The sequence below is a fragment of the Nocardia sp. NPDC059228 genome, from assembly GCF_042754245.1.
GTDB lineage: Bacteria > Actinomycetota > Actinomycetes > Mycobacteriales > Mycobacteriaceae > Nocardia.
Map to the genome: position 1 here is coordinate 1 of NZ_JBHZAL010000105.1, position 1,473 is coordinate 1,473.

The 1,473-nt window shown below is 64.2% G+C and carries 2 protein-coding genes; one reads left to right on the forward strand and one right to left on the reverse strand.

The window, feature by feature from the left end; genetic code table 11:
* A partial coding sequence (locus tag ACFXKA_RS42735) for a hypothetical protein (RefSeq protein WP_379431866.1) occupies positions 1 to 406 on the forward strand: 406 nt, incomplete at its 5' end.
* Positions 407 to 907: 501 nt separating this feature from the next.
* On the opposite strand, the gene ACFXKA_RS42740 is transcribed toward ACFXKA_RS42735, so the two are convergent.
* A partial coding sequence (locus ACFXKA_RS42740) for a DUF4231 domain-containing protein (protein WP_379431867.1) occupies positions 908 to 1,473 on the reverse strand: 566 nt, incomplete at its 5' end.

Here is a 1,473-nt window from a genome sequence, read left to right on the forward strand (position 1 = left end):
GGTCGAGCAGTGGGGTGGCGACGGGCGCGACCACTCTGCGGAGGTCGAGGAATGGGACCGGGGGAAGTGGGAGCACGACGGACCGGTCGGCGGGCGGGCGGTCCGCGATCGGATGCCTGACCGGAGGATCGTCTTCCACGCCCATGCCCTCTTCGCCCCCGGCGGCGAACGGTTGAACACGGGTGTCTCCGAACAATGGTCGGTGCATGCCTGGGAGTTCGAGTCCGACCTCTATACGGACTTGCCCGTCCGCTGGCATACCACTCGCCGCCCCGGCCAAGAGGTCGAGGCCCAGGTCCGGGGCACAGACAAGGACGCCATTGCCGCCGTGTTCGCAGAGGCTTGCGCACAGGCTGTGGATCGCGCGAGGGATCCGAGTAAGTACGGCGACAGCGACGGCTGGTGAGTCGCTGCTTGGCCATCGGACCATGACGTCAACGTGAGAGGGCGCCCACCACAACCGGTTGGCACTTTCAGTGATGGGTGGATCGCACTGGATCAGCGCTTGTACTTCCAGTTTCGGATGGCTTGGTCGAGCTGCGAGCGCAGGCGCCTAGTGGCATTCAGTGCCCGACAGCAGCTCGGGGTACGACTCGCTCTGGCGCCCAGCGATCAGGGCCCCAGATTGGTAGAACTCTGCGATGGGAAGACGAGTGAGCACTTCTTGGGCCAGGCCAAGGAACCCTCTGCCGATGCCAAGAGGAGGTGAGGAGCTGTGGTGCTTCGCCTCGACCGCCGGGACGAGCTTGGCGCTCCGTGGGTGCACCCCGGCCTGTCGACTCCGCTGTGCTTCCTGGTGATCGATGATGGCGACGTCGCATTTGTGTGCCACCTTCGATGTAGCGGCGACGACGTAAGGGGGACCGAACATCCAGTCGTCCCGGACCCACGCCGGGACGGCTACTGATCACACAGCCGGCGGGGGTCCGATCGGACCAGCCTGTTCGGCGGGCTGGTCCAACTGCTGCTCACGACGCCGTTGCTCGCTGCGAAGCGTCTCGATGCGCTGGGTGAATTTGGCAAGGGCCTCGCCCTCTTTCTCTTCGGTGAACTTGCTGAACTCACCGATGCCCAGCATCACCGCATTTAGTTCCTCCTCGATGGCATCAGCCGTCTGCCGAAGGAAGTAGCTGCGCTCGCGATACTTGTAGTAGCCCGTGAACGCGGACGCGAGAGTGATGCTGAACCCCAGGACCACGACAGACAGGGTCTGCCAGTTCCAGTCCTGCTGGCCGAGAGCGGCGATTGTGGTCACCGCGGTGGATCCGATCATGATCAGGGACTGCAAGGTGTTATGGACGCGGCGGTAGTGGCGGCTCTCCCGTCCGTACTGGGCAACGACCTCAGCCGTATCCTCTCGGTACATGCTGCGACGTTCCGTCAGCGGTGGATGTGCCCGCAGACTCCTCATGCGCAGTTCTTCGCGCTTGCTGGCGAGGCTGTCCCGTAGCTGCGCCAAGCTTTGTTCGTAGC